This window comes from Leucogemmata humicola (assembly GCF_055379415.1).
In genome coordinates this window covers 1,197,002-1,218,187 of record NZ_AP040875.1, presented here as the reverse complement: position 1 = coordinate 1,218,187, position 21,186 = coordinate 1,197,002, and the positions used below count along the sequence as shown (strand labels likewise).

The following is a 21,186-nucleotide window of genomic DNA, read 5'->3' as shown; positions in this document are numbered from 1 at the left end:
GTCGTGCTGACGCCGTCACGGCGCCGAGGGGTCGAGATTCTCGACGACCCGGCGACCGACCCCGGAATTCGGGAGCGGTCGATCGGCGACGTGACACGGTCCAATCGATGGCTTGGCGGGCTTCGGGCCGCGGTGCTCGAAGCGCGAGAGATTCTGTCGACGCTCGGCGCGTCGGCTACGCTGCTCGACGTCGGATCCGGGCTCGGCGACATTCCGCGTCGACTCGCCGACGAAGCGAGCGCGGCTGGACGATCGCTCACGACGATCGGTATCGACGGCGCGGTGTCATTGGTCAATGCATCGCGCGGGCAGGTGACGTATGGCGTGTGCGCGGACGCGCATGCCCTACCCTTCGCGGACCACAGCATCGACGTCGTGCTGTGCTCGCAGCTGCTTCACCATTTCGACGACGCCGACGCTGAAGCGCTCATTCGTGAACTCGATAGAGTCGCTCGGCACGCGGTGATCATTTCCGATCTACGGCGAAGTTGGCTTGCAGCCGCCGGATTCTGGCTTGTTTCATTTCCCTTACGCTTTCACCCAGTGACGCGCCATGATGGTGTCGTTTCGGTGCTGCGAGGGTTTACTAGTCACGAACTCAGTCATCTCGTCACGAACGCCGTCGGCGTGGCACCGCACGTGCAACGACGGCTTGGCTTCCGCCTGACGGTCCACTGGTCTCCGATGCGGGGCACATGAGCGAGCCGCACAATCTGGGCGCCATGCCGGTGGATCGCCGAATGACGACCGTCGATGAGCTGAAGGTTCGTGCGCCGTTGGCGACGATCTTTCGACTCGCCGCGGACGTGGAGCGATGGCCGCTGGTGTTGGGCCACTATCGCTTCGTGCGCTTTCACGAGCGACGGAGCGACGGAGGCGGAACAGTGGAGATGTCGGCGAATCGGCCGTTCGGTGCGATCGATTGGCCAACGTGGTGGACGTCGTTGATGACCGTCAGCCAACCGGGGTCATCCGTTGGACCGTCGATTCGATTTCGGCACATTCGCGGCGTGACGTCGGGAATGGATGTCGAATGGACTTTTGAGCCTATGGACGGCGGCACTTTCGTGCGCATCGTTCACGTATGGAACGGACCCGCGTGGCCATTGATTGGTGACGCAGCAGCCCGTGGAGTGATTGGTCCGGTGTTCGTGCACGGTATCGCATCACGCACGTTGGCCGGACTCGCAGCAGCGGCGGAAGGCATGTCGTAGCACGAACCACGTCTCGAGGTGTCGAGTGGCTGACCAGCGCGGGAACGGAGCGGGCGGGGTGCGGCGCGTGGTAATCACCGGAATTGGCGCGGTGACTCCAATCGGAATCACGCGCGATGCGCTGTGGAGTGGACTGCAGAGCCGGCGGTCGGCGGTGCGCGCGGTGACGCGCTTCGATGCGTCGATCTATCGCAGCCAGATCGCGGCCGAAATCGATTTTGCACCCGCCGATTTCCTGGAAGACCGGCGCGTCAAACGCCTCGATCGATTTGGCCAATTCACCGTCGCAACAGCGCGGCTCGCGGTCGAAGATTCCGGGCTGCGCTTCGAAGCAGAAGATCGCGAGCGCATCGGCTCAATGATGGGCAGTGCGCTCGGCGGCGTTGGCTACGCGGAGGAGCAGTTCCTCGTTTTCAAGAATCAGGGACTCAAGTCGGTGTCGGCAACGCTCGCGACCAACGTTTTCGCCGGCGCAGCGAGTTGCAACGTGGCAATCGAGTTCGGTGTGCAGGGTCCGAACAGCACGAATGCCATGAGCTGCGCGTCGGGCACGATGGCTATCGGCGAAGGCTTTCGTCAGATCCGCGACGGCTATGCCGACGTGATGATCTGTGGCGGCGCGGAAGCTCCACTCAATCAGCTCTGCTTCGGGGCGTTCGCGATCATCCGCGCGATGTCGACCCGGAACGACGATCCGTCGCACGCGTCGCGACCGTTCGATCGCCAACGCGACGGCTTCGTCATGGGCGAAGGCGCGGCGGTTCTCGTATTAGAAGAGTATGAACGCGCGAAGGCGCGCGGCGCGAATATTTACGCCGAGATCAGCGGTTACGCGTTTTCCAGCGACGCGCACCATATGACCGCTCCCCGTCCTGACGGCTCACAGGCTGCTCGCGCCATGCGTGGTGCACTCGCCGACGCGCACGTACAGCCGCACGAGATTCAGTATGTGAATGCGCACGGCAGCAGCACGCCGCTCAACGATCCCACGGAAACGCGGGCCATTCGTTCAGTCTTCGGCGATCATTCTGCGAAGCTGCAGGTGAGTAGCACGAAAGCGTACTACGGTCACGCGCTCGGCGCCTCGGGCGCCATGGAGGCGGCCATCTGCGCGCTGTCGATCGAACGCGGCTGGCTCCCCCCAACGCTCAACCTCGAACAGCCAGACGATGGGTGCGACCTCGACTACATCCCGTCGACTGGGCGAGAAGCGAGGGTCGACCATATCCTGTCGAATTCTTTTGGCTTCGGCGGAATCAACGCGGCAATCGTGCTGAATAGGGTTTAGCCGGAAGCGGGAGAGGTGAGAAGTTGATGGTTTCGAGGTTGCGTTGGCGCCAGGACCGCGCATCTTGAACCGTCGAATAGCGGAGTGCGGCACAGAACTGCCGCCGTTTTCCGCTCCCTCTTCCCGCTTCCCTCTTCCTCCATGAAAGACGCCTGGCGCTACTTCATGGCCGAGTTCATCGGCACCTTCGCACTCGTGTTCATCGGTGGCGGCACGATCATCACGAGTCCGCTGCTGCAGGTGCAGGCCGCGGTCGTGAATATCGCCTTCGCGCATGGACTCATCCTGGCGATCCTCGTCACCGGGACAATGCGCATCTCGGGACATCTCAATCCTGCGGTCACCGCCGGCTTCCTCGTAACGCGACGCATAGAGCCCATGATGGCGGTGGTCTACTGGATTGCTCAGTTCACCGGTGCAATCATCGCGGCCTACGCGCTCAAGGCGCTCTATCCGGCGAACATCGTCGCCGTCACTCGACTCGGCGGCCAGAGCATCTCGGCGGACATCAATCTGGTCCAGGCGATTCTGCTCGAGGCGATTGCGACGTTCTTCCTCGTTTTCACCGTGTTTGCGACGGCCGTCGATCCGCGCGGACCGAAGGTTGGCGGTTTTGCCATCGGACTCACCGTGACCGCGGGCATTTTGGCGATCGGACCGCTGACGGGTGGCTCGATGAACCCGGCTCGCTCGTTCGGCCCGGCCGTCGTGACGCACATTTTCGAGGGACAGACCGCCTACTGGGTGGGACCGCTGCTGGGTGGCTGCCTGGCCGCGCTGCTGTATGACAAGTTGTTCATGCCCCACGGAGCGGAGCTCGACGCGGCAAAGGGCTGACCGCCGTAACCGCGTCGCCACGGCGGCGAGTATCTTACAGCCATGGCAGACGTTCCCGTTCCGTCGCTATCGCGCGCGCGAGAGCTCAAGATCGAAGAGCTCTCCGCGCACTTTGCCAATGACGACATCTCCATCGAAGACCTCGAGCGGCGGATCGAGCGCGTCTATCGCGCATCGAATGTCGGCGAGTTGGAGACGATCACCGCCGACCTGAAGCAGTCGGCGATGGTGCCGGCGGATTTCGTTCGAGCCAATGTGGTTCCGGGTCGCGGCGGAGTGCCGGCGACGTACGAAGTTCCGAACGCGCGGCTGCTCTCGCTGATGAGCACGACCAAGCGCGTTGGCCGATGGGCGCTCGCTCGGAAATTGGAGCTGCTCGCCGTCATGTCGGACACGCGCATCGACTTGACGAACGCCGTGCTGCAGCCGGGCGTGTCCGAGATCGAAATGCGCGCCGTGATGGCGTCGATCAAGGTGATTGTGCCGCCGGGAGTGCGGGTGATCGTCGACGCGCACTCCGTGATGGCCAGCGTGCAAAGTCGCGCCGATGAAGTGGCGAGCGGGCTCCCCGTTCCGGCGAATACGCCGACGATTCGCCTTACCGGCTTCGCGTTGATGGCCGACGTGAACGTCGTCGTTCGGCGGAGAGAGGATCCGCTGGTCCTCGAGGATGACGACGACTAGCGGAACGGCGCGGGCTCCGTTCCGCATTGACTCGGAATGCCGGCGAGCCTCGAAAAAATCAGCCCGACGCCTTACGGTCCAACGCGCAGGTACGTGGTGTCGTACCGCTCGATTGACTCGTTGATCACCTGCATCGCGACGTCGCTCTTTTCCCAGCCGCGGATCTGAACGCGCTTGCCCTCGAGATCCTTGTACGTGGAGAAGAAGTATTCGACTTCCTTCAACACGTGCCGCGGAATGTCGGCGATGTCGAAGAACTCTTCGTAGTACGGATCGTGGAGCGGCACCGCGAGGATCTTGTCGTCCGGTTCGCCGCGGTCGAGCATTTTCAGCACGCCGAGTGGGCGGACGTCGATCATGCAGCCCGAGAACGTCTGCTCCTTGACGAGCACAATGACGTCGAGTGGATCGCCATCTTCGTGCAGCGTGCGCGGAATGAAGCCATAGTCGCCGGGATAGTGCACCGCCGAATAGAGGACGCGGTCGAGCTTCATCAGGCCCGTCGCCTTGTCGAGCTCGTACTTGTTGCGGCTACCGAACGGAATTTCGATGACTGCAGTGACTTCTTCCGGGGCACTACGGCCGGGCGGAAGATCGCGCCAGAGATTGATCATGAGTGGGAGGCGGGAAGCGGTGAGCGGGAAGAGGGGTCGCGATGCATCGTGCCCTTGTACGACATCGGTTCCTCGGTCACCCCGAAATTCCGCTCGTTCAACTCGGCCACGCGTTCCATTTCCTGCGGTGAAAGGTCTCGTTTATCACTCGCCTGGGCGAACTCGGCGAGTTGTTCGTTGTCGTAAATGTTCGGGAGGGTCGTCACGATGCGCGGCTCCTCGAGCAGCCACTTGAGCGACGCCTGACCCAACGTCATGTCGCGAGTGAGAAAGTCGAGCGTACGAACTTTCTCAACGCCGTTGATCAACCAGGACCGCGGACGATGACGACGGTGGTCGTTATCCGGGAAAACCGTGTCGACGGTGTACTTCCCTTCCAACATCCCCGACGCGTGCGTCACGCGAACGTTGAAGCAGCAGTTCGGTGCATGCTCCTTCGCCGCCTCGATCATTGGTGTGCCCGGATGCTGCTCGAGCACGTTCCAGATCATCTGAATGGTATTGATGTCCGGCTCACGCTCGACGAGTTCCACGGCTTCGTATAGCCAACCGATCGCCGGACCGAACGCCGCGCCCCACGCGCGAATCTTTCCCTCGCGCTGCAGGTCGCGCATCGTGCCCCACAGCTCGGCGTCGCGCACGTGCTCCATCTTCGCGTTGTGCAGCTGCAAAACGTCGATGTAGTCCGTCTCGAGACGTTCGAGACACTTGTCGACGGCGAAGCGAATGAATGCCGGATCCGTACGCATTGGCAGTTCATTCTGCCCGCGCCGCGCCTTCTGTGCCTCTTCGTCGTAGATGTCGTAACCGACCTTCGTGGCCAGTACGACCTCGTCGCGACGGCCACGAAATGCTTCGGCGAGCTGACGCTCCGAGCGCCCGTTACCATACGCGTCGGCGGCATCGAAGAACGTCACGCCGTGATCGTCGAGCGCGCGGCGCAACATCGACACAGCTTCGTCGTCGGTCTTCTCGCCCCACCAGCCGGTCGAGATGGTCCACGTTCCGAAACCGATCTCGCTCACGCGGATCGAGGTTCCCGGGAAAGTGCGGTACTTCATTCTCTAGAGCTCCCGCCGAAGCAGCGCAGCCGCTTCGCGTGCGAAATACGTGATGATGATGTCCGCTCCCGCGCGCCGGATTCCAAGCAGCGAGTCCATCATCACACGCTCGCGATCGATCCAGCCGCGGTCGGCGGCTGCCTGAATCATAGCGTACTCGCCACTCACCTGGTACGCGGCCACCGGATACCCGGTCTCGTGCTTCACGCGATGAATCACGTCGAGAAACGGACCAGCCGGCTTGACCATGATCATGTCGGCGCCCTCGTCGATGTCGAGCGCGACCTCACGCAGCGCTTCCGCGGAATTCGCCGAGTCCATCTGGTAGCTGCGCCGATCGCCAAACTGCGGCGTCGACTCCGCGGCTTCGCGAAATGGACCGTAGAATGGGCCCGCGTACTTGGCGGCGTAGCTCATGATGGCATTGTCGCCAAAGCCATTTGCGTCGAGCGCACGTCGGATTGCGCCGACGCGTCCATCCATCATGTCGCTCGGCGCAATGATGTCCGCACCCGCTTTCGCATGAGAGACGGCCTCGCGCGCGAGGAGCTCGAGCGTCGCGTCATTGTCGACGTCGCCATTGCGAATCACGCCGCAGTGCCCGTGATCGGTGTACTCGCACAGGCACACGTCGGTGATCACGACGAGCTTCGGAACCTCGCGCTTGAGCGCACGGACCGCCTGCTGCACCGGCGCCTCGTCGTTCCAGGCCTGGGACCCAGTGGCGTCCTTTCGATCAGGAATCCCGAATAACAGAATTCCACCGACGCCTGCTTCCGCGGCAGCGTGCGCATCGCGGAGCATTTCGTCGATCGACGTCTGGTCGACGCCTGGCATCGACGGCACCGGCGTGCGAACGCCCGAGCCCGAGCGAACGAACACCGGCAGGACGAGCTGCGATGGAAGTAACGAGGTCTCGCGAACGAGCTTCCGGAGCGCGGCAGTGCGACGGAGGCGTCGCGGACGATAGTCTGGGAACTTTGGCACCCTGAAAAGGTAACCGCTGCTATTGCTGCTCCAATCCACTCGGCGTATCTAGGTGAACATGGGCCAGGAGCTTCTTCATCGAATTCGGGCCGGCGATACCACGGCATTCGAGGAGTTGTTCCGAACCTTTCACGCGCCATTGTGCGAGGTCGTAGACACCTACGTGCGATCCCAAGCCATCGCCGAGGAGATCGTGCAGGATCTCTTCTTCGTGCTGTGGATCAAGCGGCGCGAGCTCGCGGCGAGGTCGCTTCGTGCGTACCTCTTCGCCGCGGCGCGCAATCGCGCCCTTCACCATCTTCGGCATCGATCGGTCGTGCGACGCTGGGCCCTGTGGATCGACGCCCGGCCGGACGTCGCCGGAATCGCTGCGCCAGCACCACGGCCCGATCAGTCGCTGGAACTCGACGAGCGACGCGTAGCCCTTCGCCGTGCGATCGACAACCTCCCGCCGCGCACTCGGCTTGCCGTGGTACTACGGTGGGACCACGAGATGTCGATCGACGGTGTGGCCGAGGCAATGGGCATTTCTGCCAAAGGTGCGGAAAAGCTCGTGGCGACGGGAAAGCGAAAGCTGCGCGAAATGCTCGCGTCTCACGCCGACGCAGCGACGATCCTGCCCGAGTAGGTAGGGGTTTTCCGCACATCCGGGTCGTGGCTGCATGAACCACGATACTGGGCCTGACTCAGATACTCCCCGTCGGCGTGCCTGGCGCACCGATCAGGAGTGGGCGCGCCTCCACGCGCGAATCGAAGGCCTCGACGCCGAATTGCCGAGGGTGCTGAGGCCACCGTCATGGCGACGACGCACCGCGCCGTGGCTTGCCGCGGCTGCGTTGGTGATTGTCGCGGGCCTGACGTGGCGCTTCGCGTCCTCGCCACGGCTGGAAACGCGAACGGCGTCGACCGCCGCTGGTGAGCGCGCATCGATTCGGCTGTCAGACAATTCTGTCGTCACTCTCGGTCCGTCGTCGACGGTGCGGTATACGCTTACCAGTTCGGCGCGCTCGATCGAGCTGAAGGGTCTCGCCGAGTTCAAAGTCGTTCACGACTCGATTCGGCCATTCGTCGTGCGCGCAAGCAATGCGATCACGACCGATCTTGGTACCGACTTCGTCGTGCGTGCGTACCCCGGCGATTCCACCGTCGATGTGTCGGTGACCGCGGGCGCGGTGTCACTCGCGAGTGCGACGACGCCTTCACGGAGCGCGCTAGAGCTTCGCGCTGGCGACGTCGGCCGCGTCGCGTTGGATGGTTCCGTCGCCCAGAGGAACGACAACAGTGCCTCGACGCGCGCCGCATGGACTGAAGGACGACTCGTCTTTGTCGACCAATCATTGCGTTCTGTCTCGGCCGAACTCGGTCGGTGGTTCGACGTCGATATCCGATTCTCAGCAGATTCGCTTGCGCGGCGGCGAGTGACGGCGGTGTATAACGACCCTTCGCTATCGGGTGTGCTCGAAGCGCTGGGCGCTTCACTCGGACTCCGCGCCGAGCGGGTTGGCCGCGTGATTACTCTCTCACCGCGCGGCAAATGAGACTCTCCATTCGTCTTGCCGTTGCCGGCGGTGCCTTTCTAGTTCTATCACAAACAAGCTTCGCGCAGCAGCCTGACTCTGCCTTCACGAATCTTCGCAGCGACGGCAACGGAATTCCCGAGCTGCGGACGATCATCGTCGATGGCTTTACTGGCCAAACGGCGGCGGCAGCATTCACGCGCATCGCCACACTGGCGCGGCTGAATGTCACTTTCGATCCGCGCATCGGCGGCCTTTCGACTCGACTGACAATCGTGGCGCACTCGCGCACCGCAGCCGTCGCACTCATCGAGATTGCAACTGACAGCCGCTTGAGAGTTCGCGTATCGTCGAGAGGGCAGCTCGTGGTTGGTGAACTCGCGACGATGCCGGTGACGGCGAAGACGCCGCCGTCGGACTCGACAACACGCGCTGCAGTGGCGCTGCCGCCGGTTCGCTCTGAGGCACGCTCGATCGAGCGACAGCGCTTCGAGTCGACGGAGACAATCGGCAACGTATCGATGGGTGGAGATGCGCTTCGCAACACGCCGTCGTTCGTCGAACCCGACGTTTTGCGCGCAGTGCAAACGCTTCCTGGCATCGAAGCGCGAAGCGACTGGTCTGCTGGATTCAACGTGCGCGGCGGCGAGGCTGATCAGAATCTCATTCTGATGGACGGCTATCCCATCTATAGCCCATTCCACCTCGGCGGCATGTTCAGCACGTTCATCGATCCGACAGTGGGCCGCGTCGACCTCCGCAAAGGTGGTCTCCCGGCGCGATTCGGCGGACGACTATCGAGCGTGCTCGACGTCTCGTCCGCCGAGCCGACGAGCGCGGACTACCACGGCACGATGGAGGTATCGCTCGCCTCGGCGACCGGGTCGACCGGCCGCACTTTCGCCGATGGTCGCGGCACCTGGATGGTCGCGGGTCGACGCACCTACGCGGATGCAGTCGTCAATCTCTTCCAGAAGGATGGGTTTCCGTATCACTTCCAGGATATCCAGGGCATCTGACGCGGCGGTTTGACGACGGACTTCGCTTCTCGCTGACTGCGTACGATGGCCTAGACGTCGCCGCGTCGACGGACACGCTGGGCAAAGCGACGGGCGGCAATTGGGGCAACAGCGTCGTTGGAGCGACGCTCGCGAAGTCGACCGCCAATGCTCGCATCTTTGGCTTTGCCTTCGACAGCAGCAAACTCGAGCAGCGTTTCTCGCACACGCGGTTTGCGAATGGTGCGGACATCTGGAATTCGTTGGCGTTTGCGTCCGACGCCGTTACGGACGATCGCGTGGCAGGCAGCGCGACGTTCTACAGCAAGACGCTAACGCATACGGTTGGTTACGAGCTTGGGCGTCAGGACATCGCCTATCACTCCGCCGTCGGACTCTCAGATCTCGGCGGATTGATTCCGACGGACTCCCTCGCGATGATCGACAAGTCGGCGAGTGTATTCGTCGATGAGCTCTGGCGCGCAAAGCCGTCATTGCTCATCGAGGGTGGGCTGCGTTTCGATGCGGTGAGCCCGGTGGGATGGGCGGGATTGTCGCCGCGCCTCTCGGCCAAGTACTTCGTATCGCCTACGACGGCAGTGACCGCTGCAGCGGGAAGCTACGCGCAGTGGATCCACTCGCTCGGACGCGAGGAGGAGCCGATCCAGCCGTTCTCGTACTGGGTGGGCAGCGACTCGGCCACGCCGGTCTCGCGCGCTCAGGACGTGTCCGTTGGTCTCGAGCGATGGGCTACGCCGACGCGATTGTTCCATGTCGAAGCGTTCTACAAGCGCTTTCACGATTTACTCACACCGAACACCGACGACGATCCGCGAATCGCCAACGACGAGTTTGTCCCAACTCAGGGCTCGTCGTACGGTTTGGACGTTCTTCTGCGTCAGCTCGACGGAGGTCCGTTCAGCGGATGGATCTCGTATTCATATTCCTTCAATACGCGGATCGACCCCGATGGTAGGCGATATTTCCCGACACAAGACCGGCGACACAACCTGAATCTCGTGGGCAGCTGGCTCGCCGGTTCGTACACGATTGGCGCGCGAGCGAACATCGCGAGCGGGCTTCCGACGACGCCGGTGCTCGGCAATTTCGCGCGGCCGCGATACGACGCCGCGACGCATCGGTGGGTCGTCGACCCAATCAACACGGACGAGCAGAGCCTTCCGGGCGCACGTAACTCGGCGCGCTTGCCCTGGTACGACCGCATCGACTTCAGCGTCACCCGCTCAGGTCACGCGTTTGGCGCATCGGTCGCGCCGTACCTGAGCGTCATGAACGTTCTCAACGCGCACAATCCAGCAGCCTACGTCTATTCGTTCACTGGCCGACCAGATCGAGCGTCGTTTCCGAATCTTCCGTTCGTTCCAACGTTCGGGGTGCGCATTGTCTACTAGTCACTGGCGGGGCGCGATGCTCGTTCTCGCGTCGCTGATCGCCGTGGGGTGTGTCGATCAGGAGTTCATTTCTCCCAGCGCGAACGCGATCATCGTGCAGGCGGTGCTCGATCCGTCGGTGAGCGATCAATACATCATCGTTCAGACGACCACCGGCGCCATTCGGCTGCAAAAGGCCGTCAGTGGCGCATCCGTCACCATCTTTGCACCGGATGGGCGGGCGCTCGTCGCCGAGGAGATCCAGGATAGCACACTCATCGCGGTGCGTTCGACGGAGCCGCGCGTTACGTCAGTCTATCGCATTTCGCTCTCGGCATATGGCGTCGCGATCATCCCCGGCGGCACCTACGCGTTGAAGATCACGCTGCCCGACGGCCGAAAGGTCAGCGGCAGCACGACGGTGCCTCAGCGCGGGCCCGTGGCGACTTCGGGCGTCGTCGATTCACTCGATCATGCGCGCGACTCCCTGTCCCTGAACTGGCCCAGGGTAGCTGGTGCGATCGGATACGAAGTGACGGTGTCGTCGAGTCGTGCGACGTACAATCTCTTCGCCGACACGTCGATCACGATTCCCGGAACCGCGCGCGGATCAGATCAGCCGGTGTTCTACGCGGGAATCACGCATCGCGTGGTCGTCAGCGCCGTCGATCGCAACTATTACGACTTCTTTCGAAAGGGCAGCGATTTCTTCACCGGCGAAGGGCTGATCGTGCACCTCGACGGAGCAACGGGCGTATTTGGCTCGCTCATGCCCATCGAAACGCGAACGGTTTTCGTTCGCTAGCTACTCCGGCTGCGGCGACGGCACCTGCTCGGCCCGATGTAGCCCGGCGAGAATCCCCGCGGCGCCGCGCTCACGCAGATCTTTCGCGAGTCGCGCTCCAGTAATTTCCGGATGGGCGATGTCGACCGCCAACTCGCCTCGCAAAGACTGCTCGCCATTTACGTCGGCGATGAAGCCGTGAAGCACGCGCGACGTGCCGGCGCCAACGACCAGCGCGCCAATCGGCACCTGACACCCGCCCTCGAGCCCCGCAAGGAACGCACGCTCGGCCGTGGTGTCGATCATCGTGTCGCGGTCGGCGAGTGCTTCGAACACGGCGCGCGATTCCGCGTCGTCGCTGCGGATCTGAATCGCGATGGCGCCCTGCCCCGCAGCCGGTAGCCATTGGGGCGCGTCGAGATACGCGGTGATGCGCTGCGCTACGTCGAGGCGATGCAGTCCGGCCGCAGCGAGAATCGCCGCGTGAACGCGTCCGTCATCGACCTTCTTGATCCGCGTCGGCACGTTACCGCGCAGCTCGACGACGTCGAGATCTCGGCGCGTTGCCACGAGCTGCGCGCGACGGCGAAGGCTCGACGTCCCCACACGCGAGCCTGCCGGAAGTTCGGCGATCGAGGCGGCGCTGATGTCGCCATTCACCACGAGAACGTCGCGCGGGTCTTCGCGTTTCAGCAGCGCTACGATCTCGAGACCACTCGGCATTTCCGTGGGCAGATCCTTGAGCGAATGCACGCAACAGTGCACGCGGCCATTCGCCAGATCCACCTCGAGCTCGCGGGTAAACAGTCCCTTGCCGCCGATGGCGCTCAGCGGCACGTCGAGCTTCGTATCGCCAACTGTGTTGTAGGTCTTGAGCTCCGACGCAATCCCACGCGCGTCGAGTGCGCGCTGCACCTGACGCGCCTGCCGCAGCGCCAGCTCCGACGCACGCGTCGCGATAATTAACGGACTATGATCGCGTGGCATCAACGAGTCCAGAGATGGTCGAATGCACGGCTTCCGCTCGCACTTCGAGGCCGCGAGCGCGTGCCGCAGCAGTCGTGATCGGTCCGATGGTGACGGCCGGCGCGCGTTGAGCCGCGTCAGCACCTACGGCATCCACGAATGCATTGACCGACGACGCCGACGTGAACGTCACCAGGTCGACGTCACCATTCAGCAGACGGTCGCGGAGCGTCGCCGCACCCTCACCGTCGACCGTCGAGCGATACATCACGATGTGATCGACCACGGCACCGAGTTCCTCGAGACCGTCTTGCAACGTCTCGCGCGCACCCTCCGCCGCGGCGTACAGCACGCGCACACTACGGACGTCGCGACGATCCCGGAGAGCATCGAGGAGCGCTTCAGCGACGAATCGCTCTGGCGACACGTCCACGGCCAGCCCGCGATCGAGCAACGCTGCCGCCGTCGCTGGTCCCACCGCGGCGATCTTCACGCCCGCGAGAGCGCGCGCATCGCGCCCGTCCTCTCGGAGCGCATCCCAGAAGATTTTCACCGCGTTCTGACTGGTGAACACAGCCCAACCGTACTCCGAGAGTCGTTGGAGCGCAGCACGAAGCGGTGCGGGATCGAGCAACTCCACGCGCGTCGCCGGCATCTCGATCACCTGCGCGCCCAGCGCGGCGAGGCGCTCGCTGAGCGTCGCTGCTTGCGATCGCGCGCGCGTTACGACCACGCGTTTGCCGAATAGCGGGCGCGTGTCGAACCAGGCGATTTCATTGCGCAGCGACACGACGTCGCCGATCACCGTAATCACGGGCGCGGACAGTCCATTCTCGGCAATCGCGTCTGCAAGCGTCGCGAGCGTGGCAGCGACCGTGCGCTGATGCGGATGCGTGCCCCACTGCACCGCGGCCGCTGGAGTCTCGGGAGACCTCCCGCCGGCGATCAACGCTGCCGCGATGCTTGGCAGCGTCTTCACGCCCATGTACAAAACGATCGTTCCGCCGGCTCGCGCCAGTGCCGACCAATCCGTCGTGCTCGTTGCCTTTAACGGATCCTCATGCCCGGTAACGAACGTGACCGATGTCGACGCGCCGCGATGCGTGACGGGGATTCCCGCGTACGCTGGCGCGGCGATGCCCGCGGTGACGCCTGGCACGACCTCGAACGGAATCTCCGCGTCGGCCAGCGCCTGCGCCTCTTCGCTGCCTCGCCCAAAGACGAACGGGTCGCCGCCTTTGAGCCGCACGACGCGCTTTCCTTCGCGCGCCAGCCGAACGAGCAGCTCGTTGATCTCGTCCTGCGACGCCGATTCGCTCGCGCCGCCGCGCTTGCCCACATCGTGAAGCTCCACGGGCGCGGCACGATCTTGAACCGACGCGAGCGCGAGCAGCGCCGGATTCGCGAGCGCGTCGTAAACGATCGCGTCGCACATCACGAGCAGCTCACCACCGCGAAGCGTCAGCAGCCCGGGATCACCTGGTCCCGCGCCAACGAGATAGACGATGCCGCTCATCCAGACCGGCGCGACGCGTCACGAGCTTTGCGGCCACGTACGGCAAGCGAGACGGTGTACGCGACGTACACGATCGTCACCCACACATAGACGACGTGATACGTCTGTGTCGAATCAAGCTGCATCGTAGTCTCCTGCCTCGGCGGCGAGCTCGCGTAACACACTGATTCGATAGCGAACGCGAATGAAAGCGATGCACATGATCGTGAACACGATCATCGACGGAAAGAACGTCCACATCATCTCGGGCGACATCGACGGTTGGCCCGGCTTCAGCGCGACCGGCATCGGGTGCAAACGCGCCTGAAACAGGTATACGCTGAGATGGATGAACGGGATGAGCAGCGCCGCAAGAACCCCAAGCACGGCGGAGTAGCGCGTGCGCATCGCTTCGTCTTCGATTGCACCGCGCATCACCAGATACGCCGCAACCACGAACGCCAGAAACAGCGTGAGCGTGAGTCGCATGTCCCACCACACCCAGTACGCCCCCCATTGCTGCTTCGCCCACATCGGTCCCGTCGTGAGCACGACGAAGATGAACATCAGCCCGACTTCCGCTGCCGCAGCAGCGAGAAGATCGGCACGTTGGTCGCCGAGCCAGAGATAGATGATCGAAGCGAGTGCGGTAATGCTCACTGCGGTGTACGCAGCGATCGCCGCCGGCACATGCAGATAGTAGATCTTCTGGACCGGACCCTGAATCGCTTCGATCGGCGTGAAGTAAATCGCGCGAACGTAGATACCAATGACGAGCAGCACCGCGAACGCGAAAAACCAATCGAAGATCGGCTTCGCCTCGAGCGGTGGCGGTGTATGAACGCGGGGAGCAGCGGGTGTCATTCTTCGAGCGTGAAGGGAAATGCGAGCGTGCATGCGACGACGAACACAATGTCGAACGCGACCAGAATCCTCAACCAGGGCATCGCCTCGGCCATGGGCCGTTCAGCGAGAACGAGGTTGCCCGCCTGCGCGCCGCAGAGCAGAACCGGCACGAAGAACGGAAGACTGAGCATGGGCAGCAACAACTCGGCGAGCCGAGTGTTCACGGCCATGGCGCTGAACAGCGTGCCAACGGCCACGATGCCGATCATCGCCAGCAGCACGATGCCCGAGACGATCAGCATCGATCGTCCGAGATGAAGATTGTAAAACAGTGCGAGCGCCGGAATCGCCACGATCTGCACGGCAGTCAGAAAAACTAGATTGCCGAACGCCTTGCCGAGGTAGATCGACTCACGGCTGATCGGTGAGACGAGCAGGGCGTCGATGCCACGATCGTGCTCTTCCAGGCTGAAGGAGCGTTGGAGTCCGAGCAGCGCCGAGAACGTGAGCACGACCCAGAGCACACCCGGAGCGCGGTCGGCGGCGGTGATGATCGATTCGTCCCACGTGAAATAGAAGATCGCGATCGCGAGGACCGCGAAGACCAACGCGGAGAGAAACGCGGTTCGCGTCCGAAACTCGATCGCCAGATCTTTGCGCGCGACGAGCCATGCAGCGGCGAGAACTCCAGGTGGGCGTCGGTCCATCATTGCGCCACACTCACTGTGCCCGCCGTGCCGCCAACGACCAGCGCTCGGTATTCGGCGAGGTAGGTTCGATGCTCGAGCGCGGTGCACTCGTTTTGACGGACGATCTTGCCCGCAATCATGATCGCCGCGTGCGACGCTATTGCGAGGCCTTCCTCGACATTGTGCGTCACGAGCACGAGAGCGGCACCGGAGGCGCGAAGCAACTGCAGCATGTCCGTGAGCGCCGCGCCGCCGGCCGCGTCGAGACCCGTATACGGTTCGTCCAGGAGCACCACTCTGGGCTCGTGCACGATCGACCGAGCGATCGACACGCGCTGCTGCATGCCGCGGCTCAACGAGCGCACGCGCGTGTCGGCGCGGTCGGCGATCCGGATTCGCTCCAACGCCTGCATGGCTGCAGCCTGCGGATCCGTCACCCCGTAGAGTCGCGCGGCGAACTCCACGTTCTCGCGCGCCGTGAGCGCGCCATAGAGCATGCTCTGGTGCGAGATCAGGCCCACTTCCCCGCGAGCCGACGCATCGCCACGGACCTCGCGACCGTCGACGTGCACCGTGCCAGCAGACGGCTTCAGCAGACCCGCGATCACCCGAAGAAGCGTCGTCTTTCCCGCGCCATTCGGACCGAAGAGCGCGAGACAGTCGCCGGGATTGAGTGTGAGGTCCACGCCGTCTACGGCGCGGCGGCGCCCGAAGCTCCGGCGAATGCCAGATGCCTCGACCGCCGGGGAGGTCGGAGCCATGCGACAAAGATAAGCGTTCGTAGCGCCCTTCACCCTTCGCGCTTTGCCCTGTATTGTCCGCGCATGGCTTCACGGCGTTCCCTGGTCGCCTGTGCGCTCGCCGCGGCGACATTCACGGCGTTTCCGTCCGGTGCACAAACCCCGGTGCGGCGCCCGCCCCCGACCGTCGTCGTGGTGTCCTTCGACGCGCTCGGCGATCGCTTTCTCGATCGTGACACGCTCCCGAACTTCCGGCGCATGATGTCGGAGGGCGTCCGGGCGCCATTCCGCCCGGAATTCCCGTCGAAGACCTTCCCGAATCACTACTCCATGGCCACCGGCCTTACGCCAGGCCAGCATGGAATCACGCTCAATTCGTTCTTCGATCCCGTTCGTAAAGCCACCTTTCTGCGCACATCGGCGAACGACGGGACCTGGTTTGGCGGCGAACCGATTTGGGTGACGGCCGAACGTGCGGGACTCAGGACCGCGGCGTACTTCTGGATGGGCACCGAGGCCGAGATCAAAGGCATTCGGCCGAGCTACTGGCATCCATTCGACGCGACCGTACCTGACTCGGTGAAGATCGTCGAGATCATGCACTGGCTGCGGCTCCCAGCGGCGCAGCGTCCGAATCTGGTGATGCTTTACTCGCCCGTCGTCGACGTGCCCGGGCACCGTTATGGGCCGGATTCGCCCGAAGCCTTTGCCGGCGTGCGAAATGCCGACCGAATTCTCGGTGTACTGCGCGATTCACTGTCGAGGCTCGGGCGTAGCGACATCGACTTGATCGTTGTGTCGGACCACGGCCTCGTTTCCGTTCCACGCGACCACGACATCGACGTCGACAGCCTCCTGCCAAAAGCGGGCGTGCTGGTCGACGACGAGCACGCGACGCTCTCGATCTGGCAAGATCCCGCTGGCCCAACGGTGAATCTCGACTCGCTCGCCACTGCTCTGCGAAAGGCAATCCCGCACATGCGGCTCTTTCGGCCAGGTGGCTTCCCGCCGGAGTGGCAAACCGAACAGAGCCGCCGCTTTGGCGATCTGTTCTTGCTCGCCGATCCTGGCTACGAATTCGTCGGGACCGTTCCGCGCGCGGTGTATACGCTGGGCGAGCACGGCTACGAGTCGACGACGCCGGAGATGATGGGCATCTTCCTCGCCGCAGGCCCGGATTTCCTTCCCGGTACTCGACTCGGCGTTCGAGAGAACCGTACTTTGCACGAACTGTTGATCCACCTACTCGGCCTTAAGAATCCTCTTACAACCGCTCTACCGGATTTCGGCCTTCGCGCTCCCTGATTCCCGCTTCCCTCGTCCTGCCACATGTCTGAGATCGACGCACTTCTCACCGAGAATCGCAAATTCCCGCCGTCGGCCGAATTCCGCCGCGACGCGCTCGTATCCGATCCCGCCATCTACACCAAGGCGGCGGCGAATCCCGAGGCATTCTGGGAAGCGCAGGCGAACGAACTCGAATGGTTCGAGAAGTGGAATACGGTGCTCGAATGGACGCCACCGCACTCCAAGTGGTTCCTTGGCGGCACGCTCAACGTGTCGGTGAACTGCATCGATCGACACGTCCGCACGGCGAACCGCAACAAGGCTGCGCTGATCTGGGAAGGAGAACCGGGCGATCGTCGCACACTCACGTACTGGGACCTGTACGTCGAAGTGCAGAAGTTCGCGAACGTGCTCAAGAAACTCGGTGTGAAGCGTGGTGATCGCGTGGCGATCTACATGCCGCTCATTCCCGAAGTCGCGATCGCGATGCTCGCCTGCGCACGCATCGGCGCGATTCACTCCGTGGTATTCGGCGGCTTCTCGCCTGAATCGCTGCGCGATCGTATCAACGATGCACAGGCCAAAGTTCTCGTCACTGCCGACGCCGGATATCGCCGCGGCGGCATCGTTCCGCTCAAGCGGAACTCCGACAAGGCGCTCGAAGAGTGTCCGACGATCGAACGCGTCGTCGTCGTTCAGCGTCGCGCCGGCGCGACCGGAGACGAGTCATTCGCCGAGATGAAGGAAGGTCGTGATCACTGGTGGCATCGCCTGATGCGCGACGCGAGCCCCAAGTGCGAACCCGAGAAGATGGACGCCGAAGACGTCCTCTTCACACTTTACACATCGGGCACCACCGGCAAGCCGAAGGGAATCGTCCACACGACCGGTGGATATCTCGTTGGCGTCACGGCGACGACGAAGCTCGTTTTCGATCTCAAGGACGACGACGTGTTCTGGTGCACCGCCGACGTCGGCTGGGTTACCGGTCACTCGTATCTCGTCTATGGGCCGCTCGCCAACGGTGCGACGTGCGTCATGTACGAGGGCGCGCCCGACTGGCCGGAGAAGGATCGCTTCTGGGAGATCTGCGAACGTTACGGCGTGACGATTCTCTATACGGCGCCGACAGCCATTCGCGCGTTCATGAAGTGGGGCGACCATTGGCCCGCGAAGCACGATCTCTCACGCCTTCGCCTGCTCGGCTCCGTTGGCGAACCGATCAATCCCGAAGCATGGATGTGGTATCGCGAAAAGATCGGCGGCAATCGCTGCCCGATCGTCGACACGTGGTGGCAGACGGAAACCGGTGCGATCGCCATCACACCGCTCCCTGGTATTACCGAAACGAAGCCCGGTAGCGCGACGACCCCCTTTCCGGGATTCACCGCCGCGCTCCTCGACACCAAGGCAAACGAGATCAAGGTCGGTGGCGGACTGCTGGCCATCACACGTCCGTGGCCGTCGATGCTGCGCACCATCTGGGGTGACGATGCACGCTACGTCGAGACGTACTTCTCCAAGTGGCCTGGCCGGCCCGACCTCTACTTCCCCGGCGACGGCGCAAAACGCGACGACGACGGCTTTTACTGGATCCTGGGCCGCGTCGACGACGTCCTGAACGTCGCTGGACACCGTATTGGCACCATGGAGGTCGAGTCCGCCCTGGTCGAGCACCCAGCGGTGGCGGAGGCGGCCGTGGTCGGTAAGACCCACGAGCTCAAGGGCCAGGCGCTGGCGGCCTTCGTCACGTTGCGCGAAGGCTTCAAGACCAGTCTGGAACTGAGGGAAGAGCTGCGTTCGTTCGTGGCCGAAAAGATCGGCGCTATTGCCAAACCGGACGACATTCTCTTCTCCGCGGATCTACCCAAGACGCGATCGGGCAAGATCATGCGGCGGCTGCTTCGGGACATTGCCGAGGGACGAGCACTCGGCGACACAACGACGCTGGCCGATCCGAACGTGGTGGCGAGTCTGAAGGACCAGTACGAAGCGCAGGAAAGTTGACGTCCGTACCCGGCTGGTACGGCTTGTGCCCCTGTTCGGGACGTCATCGAACCCTAAATTGGTGGCCATGTTCGCCTTTCTTCGCCGGCTCTTTCCCGAACGCATCTTCCGCCGCAAGCTCGAGCCCGCGGCGGAGCGACGTCTGCGTCTCGCGCAGGCACGCGCCGAAGAAGCGATCGTCCGCGCGCACGTCGACAACGCGCTGATGTTCGTGGACACGCTTGCTGAAGATCTGACGTTCGACCGCGCGATCGAGACCTACATTCGCGAAATGGCCATTCCCGAGCCGCTGGCGAGCATCGTTGCCACGCGCACGCTGGTTGTTCTTGGCCAGGACCTCGTGCCGTATCGGCGCCGCGCAGTGGATAGCGGCGACGAAACGAACACCGACGTCGAAGATCGTCCCAAGCTTCGCATCAACGAAGCGTCGCAGGGGCGGCAGCAGACGGCGCCGCCGCGGACGATCAAGAGAGCGTAGCCTCTCCTTCAGCGGTCGTCGCCTTCCAGTCGACGACCGCGAGCACAAACAGAATCAACACCATCGTGGCCGATGCGAGACACCACTCGCACCAGGCGTGAATCACGAACGCCTCGAGGTAGTTGAGCCACGCGGTGAATAGCGCGCCCCATCCCGTAAGCAGCAGCATCGTCAACGACAGCGCGCGCGACGTCTCGAAGCGTTCCTGCAAGCCGGCGATCGAGAGCACGAGCATCAGCACATAGAATCCTGCGCCCCACGTTGCCACAGGCAACCCGAGGAACGTGGACCAACGGCTCGTCTGAACCGTTTCACACGAGCTCACGTTGCACGCCAGCGTCCCAATGACGCCGAACTTGTACAACGTGAGGTACGCGCCGAGGAGCAGCCCGAGAAGGCTGATCAGGGCCATCCACTTGCGGGTGCTCACTGACCTTTCTTCGGACCCGGAATCGCTACGCCTTTCGCCGTGTCACCGCCCGGAGCAGCCGGAGACTTTGCCGCCTTGGCAAGCGCGGAGTCGAGAATTTTGGCGAATTGGTCGTACGGCATTGCTGCGGCAATCTGCTGGTCGCCAATGATGAACGTTGGCGTCTGCTGAACCTGACGCGCCATGGCCAGTTGATAGTGCGCCTGGATCTTGGCCTGCATTTTCTTGTCATCGACGCACGAACCAAACTTCGACGCGTCGAGTCCGAGCTTCGCGCCAAGCTGCTTCATGAACTTGTCGGGATTTCCTGTAGCCTCGCCGTTCCACTGATCCTGCGTGGAGTACAGCGCGTCGTGGAATTCCCAGAACTTGCCCTGTTCATCAGCGCATGCCGCTGCGCGCGACGCCTGCCACGTGTTCTTGTGCATCGACAGCGGGAAGTCGATGAAGCGCCAGGACACCTTGCCGGTGTTGACATAGTTCTTGCGAATGTCGGGCTCGGTCAATTCGGCGAAGCGGCCGCAGGCCGGGCATTCGAAGTCGCCGAATTCCGTCACCTGGAGAGGCGCGTTCGGATTTCCGATTTGATAACCCGATGATTTGACCGAGGGGAGCGTGCTATCGATCGGACTGGCGATCGTGCTCGCCGGAGTTCTGGTCGACTGATATGTCAGCGCGCCGATTCCGAGAATGGCAACGCCGGCGATGATGAGATAGAACGCTCGATTGCTCGTTGCAGACTTCTTCGACGACTTTACGACTCCGGACTTTCGTCCTCCTCCGGTTTCCACTCGCTTATTTGCCATTTGGCTTCGGTGTCTTGTTGAGCTTCGCGAACGATTCGCCGGCTTTCGGCGATTTCTGGGGTGTCGT

At 63.0% G+C, this 21,186-nt stretch carries 25 protein-coding genes; 13 read left to right on the top strand and 12 right to left on the bottom strand.

The genetic code is table 11. From position 1 onward, the window contains the following. Positions 1-3: 3 nt before the first annotated feature. The 5 genes from AC6H4Z_RS05110 to AC6H4Z_RS05090 all read left to right on the top strand — a co-directional run bounded on the left by AC6H4Z_RS05110 (position 4) and on the right by AC6H4Z_RS05090 (position 4,023). Positions 4-699, top strand: a complete 696-nt coding sequence (locus AC6H4Z_RS05110; protein WP_497545657.1) for a methyltransferase domain-containing protein — start codon at positions 4-6, stop codon at positions 697-699. Beyond that, positions 696-1,214 carry an SRPBCC family protein gene (locus AC6H4Z_RS05105; protein ID WP_497545656.1) on the top strand — a complete coding sequence of 173 codons (519 nt, stop codon included), beginning with the start codon at positions 696-698 and terminating at the stop codon, positions 1,212-1,214. The genes AC6H4Z_RS05110 and AC6H4Z_RS05105 overlap by 4 nt, the downstream gene beginning before the upstream one ends. Before the next feature lie 25 nt (positions 1,215-1,239). Further along, positions 1,240-2,502 carry a beta-ketoacyl-ACP synthase II gene (fabF, locus tag AC6H4Z_RS05100; RefSeq protein WP_497545655.1) on the top strand — a complete coding sequence of 421 codons (1,263 nt, stop codon included), beginning with the start codon at positions 1,240-1,242 and terminating at the stop codon, positions 2,500-2,502. Positions 2,503-2,643: 141 nt separating this feature from the next. Continuing rightward, on the top strand, positions 2,644-3,339 hold the full coding sequence (locus AC6H4Z_RS05095) for an aquaporin (protein WP_497545654.1): 696 nt from the start codon (positions 2,644-2,646) through the stop codon (positions 3,337-3,339). A 42-nt stretch (positions 3,340-3,381) separates the two neighbouring features. Then, positions 3,382-4,023, top strand: coding sequence for a DUF1707 SHOCT-like domain-containing protein (locus AC6H4Z_RS05090; RefSeq protein WP_497545653.1), 642 nt, complete (start codon positions 3,382-3,384; stop codon positions 4,021-4,023). A 71-nt stretch (positions 4,024-4,094) separates the two neighbouring features. Here the strand turns inward: AC6H4Z_RS05090 and AC6H4Z_RS05085 are convergent, their stop codons facing one another. The 3 genes from AC6H4Z_RS05085 to hemB are packed head-to-tail and all read right to left on the bottom strand — an operon-like array spanning position 4,095 to position 6,685. After that, positions 4,095-4,637, bottom strand: coding sequence for an inorganic diphosphatase (locus AC6H4Z_RS05085; RefSeq protein ID WP_497545652.1), 543 nt, complete (start codon positions 4,635-4,637; stop codon positions 4,095-4,097). After that, positions 4,634-5,698 (bottom strand): aldo/keto reductase, encoded by a 1,065-nt coding sequence (locus AC6H4Z_RS05080; protein WP_497545651.1) that lies wholly within the window; start codon positions 5,696-5,698, stop codon positions 4,634-4,636. Before AC6H4Z_RS05080 ends, AC6H4Z_RS05085 begins: the two co-directional genes overlap by 4 nt. Positions 5,699-5,701: 3 nt before the next feature. Beyond that, positions 5,702-6,685 carry a porphobilinogen synthase gene (hemB, locus tag AC6H4Z_RS05075; RefSeq protein WP_497545650.1) on the bottom strand — a complete coding sequence of 328 codons (984 nt, stop codon included), beginning with the start codon at positions 6,683-6,685 and terminating at the stop codon, positions 5,702-5,704. 58 nt (positions 6,686-6,743) lie between these two features. On the opposite strand from hemB, the gene AC6H4Z_RS05070 reads away from it, so the two are divergent. From AC6H4Z_RS05070 to AC6H4Z_RS05060, 3 genes are read left to right on the top strand one after another with little or no spacing between them, the layout of a single operon-like run. Then, entirely contained in the window at positions 6,744-7,313 is a 570-nt protein-coding gene (locus AC6H4Z_RS05070) for an RNA polymerase sigma factor (RefSeq protein WP_497545649.1), read from the top strand. 34 nt (positions 7,314-7,347) lie between these two features. After that, entirely contained in the window at positions 7,348-8,223 is an 876-nt protein-coding gene (locus AC6H4Z_RS05065) for a FecR family protein (protein WP_497545648.1), read from the top strand. Continuing rightward, the gene (locus AC6H4Z_RS05060; RefSeq protein WP_497545647.1) at positions 8,220-9,221 is read left to right on the top strand and encodes a TonB-dependent receptor plug domain-containing protein; all 1,002 of its coding nucleotides are present in this window, start codon (positions 8,220-8,222) and stop codon (positions 9,219-9,221) included. Before AC6H4Z_RS05065 ends, AC6H4Z_RS05060 begins: the two co-directional genes overlap by 4 nt. Positions 9,222-9,271: 50 nt before the next feature. Here the strand turns inward: AC6H4Z_RS05060 and AC6H4Z_RS05055 are convergent, their stop codons facing one another. After that, the gene (locus AC6H4Z_RS05055; protein ID WP_497545646.1) at positions 9,272-9,427 is read right to left on the bottom strand and encodes a hypothetical protein; all 156 of its coding nucleotides are present in this window, start codon (positions 9,425-9,427) and stop codon (positions 9,272-9,274) included. Between the two features lie 72 nt (positions 9,428-9,499). On the opposite strand from AC6H4Z_RS05055, the gene AC6H4Z_RS05050 reads away from it, so the two are divergent. Together AC6H4Z_RS05050 and AC6H4Z_RS05045 are read left to right on the top strand one after the other, a co-directional pair. Next, positions 9,500-10,612 carry a TonB-dependent receptor gene (locus AC6H4Z_RS05050; protein WP_497545645.1) on the top strand — a complete coding sequence of 371 codons (1,113 nt, stop codon included), beginning with the start codon at positions 9,500-9,502 and terminating at the stop codon, positions 10,610-10,612. Between the two features lie 16 nt (positions 10,613-10,628). After that, complete coding sequence (locus AC6H4Z_RS05045) at positions 10,629-11,396, top strand: DUF4249 family protein (RefSeq protein ID WP_497545644.1); 768 nt, start codon at positions 10,629-10,631, stop codon at positions 11,394-11,396. Here AC6H4Z_RS05045 and hemC read toward each other — a convergent pair whose 3' ends face one another. Genes hemC through ccmA form a run of 6 tightly spaced genes read right to left on the bottom strand, consistent with a single transcriptional unit; the run spans position 11,397 to position 16,132 of the window. Further along, positions 11,397-12,362: a hydroxymethylbilane synthase gene (gene hemC, locus AC6H4Z_RS05040; RefSeq protein WP_497545643.1), complete on the bottom strand. Its 966-nt coding sequence runs from the start codon at positions 12,360-12,362 to the stop codon at positions 11,397-11,399. Further along, positions 12,346-13,857, bottom strand: coding sequence for a uroporphyrinogen-III C-methyltransferase (cobA, locus tag AC6H4Z_RS05035; RefSeq protein WP_497545642.1), 1,512 nt, complete (start codon positions 13,855-13,857; stop codon positions 12,346-12,348). Before cobA ends, hemC begins: the two co-directional genes overlap by 17 nt. Further along, positions 13,854-13,982, bottom strand: coding sequence for a hypothetical protein (locus tag AC6H4Z_RS05030; protein ID WP_497545641.1), 129 nt, complete (start codon positions 13,980-13,982; stop codon positions 13,854-13,856). Before AC6H4Z_RS05030 ends, cobA begins: the two co-directional genes overlap by 4 nt. Next, a complete protein-coding gene (locus tag AC6H4Z_RS05025) occupies positions 13,972-14,700 on the bottom strand; it encodes a cytochrome c biogenesis protein (protein WP_497545640.1) in 729 nt (242 codons plus the stop codon). The genes AC6H4Z_RS05030 and AC6H4Z_RS05025 overlap by 11 nt, the downstream gene beginning before the upstream one ends. Then, a complete protein-coding gene (locus AC6H4Z_RS05020) occupies positions 14,697-15,392 on the bottom strand; it encodes a heme exporter protein CcmB (RefSeq protein WP_497545639.1) in 696 nt (231 codons plus the stop codon). Before AC6H4Z_RS05020 ends, AC6H4Z_RS05025 begins: the two co-directional genes overlap by 4 nt. After that, positions 15,389-16,132: a heme ABC exporter ATP-binding protein CcmA gene (ccmA, locus tag AC6H4Z_RS05015; protein WP_497545638.1), complete on the bottom strand. Its 744-nt coding sequence runs from the start codon at positions 16,130-16,132 to the stop codon at positions 15,389-15,391. The genes AC6H4Z_RS05020 and ccmA overlap by 4 nt, the downstream gene beginning before the upstream one ends. Positions 16,133-16,195: 63 nt before the next feature. On the opposite strand from ccmA, the gene AC6H4Z_RS05010 reads away from it, so the two are divergent. The 3 genes from AC6H4Z_RS05010 (at position 16,196) to AC6H4Z_RS05000 (ending at position 19,883) form a co-directional block, all read left to right on the top strand. Next, complete coding sequence (locus AC6H4Z_RS05010; RefSeq protein WP_497545637.1) at positions 16,196-17,416, top strand: alkaline phosphatase family protein; 1,221 nt, start codon at positions 16,196-16,198, stop codon at positions 17,414-17,416. Between the two features lie 24 nt (positions 17,417-17,440). Then, positions 17,441-19,405 carry an acetate--CoA ligase gene (gene acs, locus AC6H4Z_RS05005; RefSeq protein ID WP_497545636.1) on the top strand — a complete coding sequence of 655 codons (1,965 nt, stop codon included), beginning with the start codon at positions 17,441-17,443 and terminating at the stop codon, positions 19,403-19,405. Between the two features lie 67 nt (positions 19,406-19,472). Continuing rightward, complete coding sequence (locus AC6H4Z_RS05000; RefSeq protein WP_497545635.1) at positions 19,473-19,883, top strand: hypothetical protein; 411 nt, start codon at positions 19,473-19,475, stop codon at positions 19,881-19,883. Here AC6H4Z_RS05000 and AC6H4Z_RS04995 read toward each other — a convergent pair. Further along, entirely contained in the window at positions 19,870-20,313 is a 444-nt protein-coding gene (locus AC6H4Z_RS04995; protein WP_497545634.1) for a vitamin K epoxide reductase family protein, read from the bottom strand. The two genes, AC6H4Z_RS05000 and AC6H4Z_RS04995, sit on opposite strands and share 14 nt — an antisense overlap. Further along, on the bottom strand, positions 20,310-21,119 hold the full coding sequence (locus tag AC6H4Z_RS04990) for a DsbA family protein (RefSeq protein WP_497545633.1): 810 nt from the start codon (positions 21,117-21,119) through the stop codon (positions 20,310-20,312). The genes AC6H4Z_RS04995 and AC6H4Z_RS04990 overlap by 4 nt, the downstream gene beginning before the upstream one ends. Positions 21,120-21,186: the final 67 nt, after the last annotated feature.

What these genes read in the sequence shown, in the direction of transcription:
- AC6H4Z_RS05090 (WP_497545653.1), top strand. Translation starts at nt 3,382, where the DNA reads ATGGCAGACGTTCCCGTTCCGTCGCTATCGCGCGCGCGAGAGCTCAAG.
- AC6H4Z_RS05045 (WP_497545644.1), top strand. Translation starts at nt 10,629, where the DNA reads ATGCTCGTTCTCGCGTCGCTGATCGCCGTGGGGTGTGTCGATCAGGAG.
- AC6H4Z_RS05095 (WP_497545654.1), top strand. Translation starts at nt 2,644, where the DNA reads ATGAAAGACGCCTGGCGCTACTTCATGGCCGAGTTCATCGGCACCTTC.
- cobA (WP_497545642.1), bottom strand. Translation starts at nt 13,857, where the DNA reads ATGAGCGGCATCGTCTATCTCGTTGGCGCGGGACCAGGTGATCCCGGG.
- acs (WP_497545636.1), top strand. Translation starts at nt 17,441, where the DNA reads ATGTCTGAGATCGACGCACTTCTCACCGAGAATCGCAAATTCCCGCCG.
- AC6H4Z_RS05105 (WP_497545656.1), top strand. Translation starts at nt 696, where the DNA reads ATGAGCGAGCCGCACAATCTGGGCGCCATGCCGGTGGATCGCCGAATG.
- AC6H4Z_RS05070 (WP_497545649.1), top strand. Translation starts at nt 6,744, where the DNA reads ATGGGCCAGGAGCTTCTTCATCGAATTCGGGCCGGCGATACCACGGCA.
- AC6H4Z_RS05010 (WP_497545637.1), top strand. Translation starts at nt 16,196, where the DNA reads ATGGCTTCACGGCGTTCCCTGGTCGCCTGTGCGCTCGCCGCGGCGACA.
- AC6H4Z_RS05025 (WP_497545640.1), bottom strand. Translation starts at nt 14,700, where the DNA reads ATGACACCCGCTGCTCCCCGCGTTCATACACCGCCACCGCTCGAGGCG.
- AC6H4Z_RS05080 (WP_497545651.1), bottom strand. Translation starts at nt 5,698, where the DNA reads ATGAAGTACCGCACTTTCCCGGGAACCTCGATCCGCGTGAGCGAGATC.
- hemC (WP_497545643.1), bottom strand. Translation starts at nt 12,362, where the DNA reads ATGCCACGCGATCATAGTCCGTTAATTATCGCGACGCGTGCGTCGGAG.
- AC6H4Z_RS05065 (WP_497545648.1), top strand. Translation starts at nt 7,348, where the DNA reads ATGAACCACGATACTGGGCCTGACTCAGATACTCCCCGTCGGCGTGCC.
- AC6H4Z_RS05060 (WP_497545647.1), top strand. Translation starts at nt 8,220, where the DNA reads ATGAGACTCTCCATTCGTCTTGCCGTTGCCGGCGGTGCCTTTCTAGTT.
- AC6H4Z_RS04990 (WP_497545633.1), bottom strand. Translation starts at nt 21,119, where the DNA reads ATGGCAAATAAGCGAGTGGAAACCGGAGGAGGACGAAAGTCCGGAGTC.
- AC6H4Z_RS05030 (WP_497545641.1), bottom strand. Translation starts at nt 13,982, where the DNA reads ATGCAGCTTGATTCGACACAGACGTATCACGTCGTCTATGTGTGGGTG.
- AC6H4Z_RS05085 (WP_497545652.1), bottom strand. Translation starts at nt 4,637, where the DNA reads ATGATCAATCTCTGGCGCGATCTTCCGCCCGGCCGTAGTGCCCCGGAA.
- ccmA (WP_497545638.1), bottom strand. Translation starts at nt 16,132, where the DNA reads ATGGCTCCGACCTCCCCGGCGGTCGAGGCATCTGGCATTCGCCGGAGC.
- AC6H4Z_RS05000 (WP_497545635.1), top strand. Translation starts at nt 19,473, where the DNA reads ATGTTCGCCTTTCTTCGCCGGCTCTTTCCCGAACGCATCTTCCGCCGC.
- AC6H4Z_RS05020 (WP_497545639.1), bottom strand. Translation starts at nt 15,392, where the DNA reads ATGATGGACCGACGCCCACCTGGAGTTCTCGCCGCTGCATGGCTCGTC.